4 protein-coding genes are annotated in these 5,642 nt (G+C 58.6%); all 4 read left to right on the top strand.

The genetic code is table 11. From position 1 onward, the window contains the following. The coding region (locus NUV99_11985; GenBank protein ID MCR4420808.1) for an AMP-binding protein at positions 1–1,059 on the top strand (1,059 nt) is incomplete at its 5' end. Between the two features lie 43 nt (positions 1,060–1,102). Next, a complete protein-coding gene (locus NUV99_11990) occupies positions 1,103–2,515 on the top strand; it encodes an MmgE/PrpD family protein (GenBank protein MCR4420809.1) in 1,413 nt (470 codons plus the stop codon). 16 nt (positions 2,516–2,531) lie between these two features. Continuing rightward, on the top strand, positions 2,532–4,817 hold the full coding sequence (locus NUV99_11995) for a molybdopterin-dependent oxidoreductase (GenBank protein MCR4420810.1): 2,286 nt from the start codon (positions 2,532–2,534) through the stop codon (positions 4,815–4,817). A 120-nt stretch (positions 4,818–4,937) separates the two neighbouring features. After that, the gene (locus NUV99_12000) at positions 4,938–5,465 is read left to right on the top strand and encodes a LysR family transcriptional regulator (GenBank protein MCR4420811.1); all 528 of its coding nucleotides are present in this window, start codon (positions 4,938–4,940) and stop codon (positions 5,463–5,465) included. The last annotated feature ends 177 nt before the right edge of the window (positions 5,466–5,642 follow it).

A 5,642-nucleotide genomic window follows, 5' to 3' on the forward strand; every position in this document is an offset into this window, starting at 1 on the left:
GGCACCACCGGCAAACCCAAAGGAGTACTAAGGACCCACGAAAGCTACCTCGCTCACTACCTCCTGAACAACCTCAACACGGGCGTGCTCCCCACCGACAAACCCCTGCTGGTCATGCCCATGTGCCACGTCAACTCCATCTACTACTCCTTCTGCTACACCTACGTCTCCGCCCCCGTCATGGTCTACAACGTAATAAGCTTTGACCCCGAAGACCTGCTCAAAACCATCGCCGAATACCAAATCACCTTCACCTCCCTGGTCCCCACCCACTACGTCATGATCCTAAACCTGCCCCAGGAGATAAGGAAAAAATACGACGTCAGCACCATAAGGCAGCTGCTCATCTCCTCCGCCCCGGCGAGAAAAGAACTCAAACTCGCCATCATGGACTACTTCAAGAATGCCGAACTCTGGGAAGCCTACGGCTCCACCGAATCGGGACTGGTAACCCTGCTCCGTCCCGAAGAACAGTTCACCAAACTGGGCTCCATCGGCCGGGAAATCTTCGGCATCGACGAAATAAAACTCCTCGACGAACAAGGAAACGAAGTGCCCGTAGGCGAGGTAGGGGAGCTCTGGGCCCGCACCCCCCACGTCTTCAAAGAATACTGGAAAGACCCCGAGAAGACCAAAGCCTCCTTTCGGGGCGAATGGTTCAGCCCCGGAGACCTGGCCAAAAAAGACCAAGACGGCTACTACTACCTCGTGGACCGCAAGGCCAACATGATCATCACCGGCGGGGAAAACGTCTACCCCTCGGAAGTGGAAAACGTAGTCGCCGCCCACCCCGCGGTCCAAGAAGTGGCGGTCATCGGCGTGCCCGACCCCAAGTGGGGGGAGGCGGTCAAGGCGGTGGTGGTGCTAAAACCCGGATATGAGCCCACCCAAGAGCTGGCCAGCGAAATCATGGAGTTCTGCCGGGGCAAGATCGCCGGCTACAAGAGGCCCAAATCCGTGGACTTCATCTCCGAGGAAGAAATGCCCCGCACTGCCACCGGCAAGATCCTGCACCGGGTCCTAAGAGAACGCTACGGCAAATGGAGCGACGCGGTATGAAGTCGTTCGCAAGCATAGTAGAGGGAAGGAGGTAGATTGGGCAATGACACCGTTGCCTGATGGTGAGAAGATCATCGAGGCATTAGCGCAAAATGTTCTCGCCACCTCGCTTGACGACTTGGATGAGGATACCGTGGAATGGGCCAAGACGCGTATACTGGACGTCATTGGGTGCGTGGTGGTGGGGGCGAGAGCCGGGGGCAACGCGGAGTTGGTTAGTATTCTGAAGAAGTGGGGAGGTGCACCGGAAGCCAGCGTCCTGGTTTACGGGTATAAGCTGCCGGCGCCCTCTGCCGCCCTGGCTAACTGTGTTATGGCTCGCTCCTTTGATTACGGACCGGTAGAACCTCGGGCCGGAAGCCAGGGGTTACCCGGGCATTTAAGCGAAACCACCATCCCTACGGCCCTGGCGGTGGGTGAACTGGTGGAGGCCAACGGGGGCGAAATACTGGCTGCTCTTATTGCCGGCGAGGACGTGGCCTGCCGGGTTCTGGCTGCGGGGGGCTTTGATTTCGGTGATGGGTGGGACAGCGTGGGCACGGTCAATGCGATCGGCGCTACCGCCATCGCCGGGCGCCTCCTCGGCCTAAGCCCGGAGCAGTTGAGAAATGCCTTCGGGATAGTGCTTAACCAGCTGAGTGGTTCGTTTCAAGATTACTGGGAGGCCGGCATGACCTTTAAGTTACTCCAAGGTTTATCGGCGCGTAACGGAATCCTGTCTGCCGAGTTGGCCCGGGCCGGCTGGACAGGACCAAAGGATCCGCTCCTGGGCAGGTATGGATACTACCGGTTGTTCGTCAATCGCCGGGTGGATGCGGAGGTGCTCACCCGGGACCTGGGCCGGGCGTATTATACCGATTCCGTGATCAAGCCCTATCCGTCCTGCCGGATCACCCACGGGGCGATCGATTGCGCGCTGGCCATCGCGCGCCAACACCCTATCGTTGCCGGTGAGGTGGAGGCTGTGCGTGTGTACGTTGCGCCTCAGGTTCTTGAGCACTTTGCCGCACGGCCCTTCGTCCCCAAATCTTTTCTTCACGCCCGAGCGGCCTTTAGCTTCCAATATACCGTGGCCAGCGCCTTAGCCAGGGGGCGGTTGAAACCCGCGGACTTTACGGAGGAAGCAATTCGGGACCCCCAGGTGGCGTGGCTCGCGGGGCGAGTCAAATTAGCAGGGTCCCCCGGGGTGGAAGGCCTGGGGGCAGAGGTCGAAGTCCGGCTGAAAGACGGTCGGGTCTTTCGGGAGGCGGTGGCAGTGCCACGAGGCGACAGGTGGGCTAGTCCGCTCTCGGCAGAGGAAATCAGAAATAAGTTTCTAGAAAATTTAAGTTTTAAAGGTCTCGATATTGAAATAGGGTACCAAATATTACAATTATGCCAAAATTTTGAGCACCTAAAAAACCCTGCCGTATTATGTGAACTGCTGTCGTCGCGCCCTCCACTACGAGGGTCCTGAGGGGAGGTCTATAGGCATGGAAACCAAGCCTGCCTCGGAAAAAGGAGCCGAGGTCAAGAAGGCGATATGTTGGGCTTCACCGGGATGTCACGACCAGTGTTCGATACTGGTGCAGGTAGATGAAGAAGGTCGGATAACTAAGATCAGGGGCAACCGCGAGCTTGGTAACGGGCGCTTCTTCCGGGGTTGTCCGGACCGGTTACCCTACCTTATCAGGTGGCTCTATCATCCCGAACAGCTCATGTATCCCCTGAAAAGGGTCGGCTCGCGCGGGGAAAACAAGCGGGAAAGGATTTCCTGGGATCAGGCGTTGGATGAGATTGCGGAAAAGCTAAGAGAAATCAAAGCCAGATATGGGCCTGAGAGTTTGGCCCTTACCGAAGGGACCTATAGAAGCGATATGTACGGCATCCGGAGCCGCTTTCTCCATCTGTTTGGTAACCCCGGCAACATCGGCTGTCCCGGTACCATATGTGGTTGCAACCGGCGGGCCTTATACCGAGCCTTGTTGGGCACTACCGCCCTCAAGGATAATTTCGACACCGCCAAGTGCATAGTCATCGGCGGGGGCAGAACTGCCGAGTCGGGGCGACGTCGGTGGCTGGCCATCAAGGAGCGCCTCCGAGAGGGTGGAGTAAAGCTCATTGTGATCGACCCCAGACGGACGGAAGAGGCCAGGCACGCCGATATTTGGCTTCAGATCCGGCCCGGGACCGACTGTGCGTTGTTCCTAGCCTGGATTAACGTCATCATAGAAGAGCGTCTTTACGATGCGGATTTCGTTGATAAGTGGACCTTTGGTTTTGACGAACTGAGAAGGCGGGTGGCCGAGTATACTCCGGAAAGGGTGGCGGAGATAACCTGGGTACCACCGGACAAGATCAGAGCAGCGGCGAGGATGTACGCCACCAATAGGCCCGGCCACTTCGCCCGGGGCGTAGCGGCCGACCACATCGGTCTGAACGCCATACGGGTGGAGGAGGCCAAGGTGTGCCTACGCGCGATAACCGGTAATCTGAGGGTCAACGGAGGCGAGACGCCGTTAGGCCCGGGCCCTATAGTCAACGGAAGGATGGCTATCAGGGACGGCTTTTTGCAGCTCGAAGACAAGTGCCCTCCAGAACAACGGAGAAAACAAATCGGCTCGGATAGGTTCAAACTCATGACCTGGCCCGCCTACGAAATAATCAATAGACTATACCGGGAGCGGTACGGCATACCCCTTACGGTTAGCGGGCACGACTTCCTCAGCCCTCAGCCCTTGATCTGGCGGGCCATACTCACCGGGCAGCCCTATCCGATAAAGGCCATGATTACCTGGGGATCCAACCCTCTTTTGAACGCCGCCAATACCAAGCTGGTTTACCAGGCGCTGAAGAGCCCCAATTTGGAGCTGCACGTAGTACTAGAGCATTTCCTGACGCCTACCGCCCTCCTGGCCGACTACGTCCTTCCCATCGCCAGCAAGCTTGAAAAGCCGACCTGTAGTACCTACGAAGACTTCGCTCCTACCCTCGAGTGCGGAGAAAGGCCGGTCCAGCCTCTGGGCGAACGAAGGAGCGATTACGATTTTTTCCGGGGGCTGGCGATAAGGTTGGGATTCGGGGAGTACTTTCCCTGGGCAAGCGAGGAAGAGTTGGCCAACTACCGGCTGGAACCACTGGGTTTGACCCTCGAAGAGGCTGCGGCGGCCCGGGTTATAGCCAGCACGGAGCTTTGGACCTATGAAACCGTAAACCCCAGGACGGGCGAACCTACAGGCTTTGCCACTCCCTCAGGTAAGGTGGAGCTTTATTCTAAAGTGCTCGAAGAGCTCGGTTACGATCCCCTTCCCTTTTACGAGGAACCCCCGGAAAGCCCGCTTAGAACGCCGGAAATTGCCCGGGAATACCCGCTGATATTGACTACCGGAGGGAGAATTAGACCCCTGTTTCATTCCGAACACCGGCAGTTAGGTATAGGCATGCGCGAGCAACACCCCGAGCCTATGGTGGAGATACACCCCGAAACCGCCCGGGAACTAGGGATTTCAGATGGGGACTGGGTCTGTGTGGAAACCCGTCGGGGGGCAATAAGACAGAGGGCCAGACTGACCCTTGATATTCATCCGCGAGTAGTCAATGTCGAAAGCCACTGGTGGTTTCCCGAGCAACCCCCGGAAGACCCGGGGCTGTGTGGCGTTTGGGAAGCCAATGCCAATGTGCTGACGCTAGATGAACCGGATGCCTGTGACCCTCTCACAGGGGGTTGGGCTTTAAGGGCACTCCTGTGCAAGGTTTATAAGCCTCGCCTTTCCGAGTAGGACTCGCGGGCAGGGCGGGCGCCGGGCACGCCGGCCCGTCCCCATACCCGACGCCGGCGGGGGCTTCGGTTATGGGGATAAACGGAAACTGAGGGATTATTAACAAAAGGGGTGACAGGTGTGACCTTCCATCAGTTGCTCATTCTGCTCACGATTGTTGAAGAAGGTAGCTTCAGCGAGGCCGCCCGCAAGCTGGGGATCTCCCAGGCCGCCGTCAGCGCCCAGATCAAGACGCTGGAAAGGGAATTGGGCCAGGTGCTTCTGGTAAGGCGCGCGGGCGCCGGTAGGCCTAAGCTTACCTCTGCCGGGCATCTCGCCTACAGGGCCGCCGCTATGGTGCTGAGAACCCTGCAGAACCTGACCACCCAACTGGAAGGGCTCAGGACCCCGAAGCCTCTCCGCGAGGCCAGCGGCGAACGGATTGAAGTGGCCTCGGACAGCGTTGCCGGGCCTGAGTTATCCCCGGTTTCCGCCGGCAGTCCTGGTTCCGCCGCGTATCTAAAGTCTCGCCGGGTACCGAACTCGGCGCAAGCGACAGTAGAGGCGGGCGCCGGGCCTCTGGACGGCCTTAACAGGCAGGCATTCCTTCCCTGCGCCTGGAGACCGACCTTCAGGGTAGCGCCCTGGGCCAACTCAGGACGCGGCTAGAAGCCTTCGCCGAAATGCTGGGAAGGGGATACGATGCCTGAACGCCCGCCCTTAAGGCCGGCCCCCTTTAGCTTCTTCGACGCCTGCATCCACATGGGCCCCATCGTCACCTGGCGGGGCAGGGAACTGGCAGTAGAGTACTACCGCCGCCTCAAGGCGGAACTGGAGGAATGTGTG

It is taken from the genome of Clostridia bacterium, from assembly GCA_024653205.1.
Taxonomy (GTDB): Bacteria; Bacillota; DSM-521; order Neomoorellales; family SLTJ01; genus JANLFO01.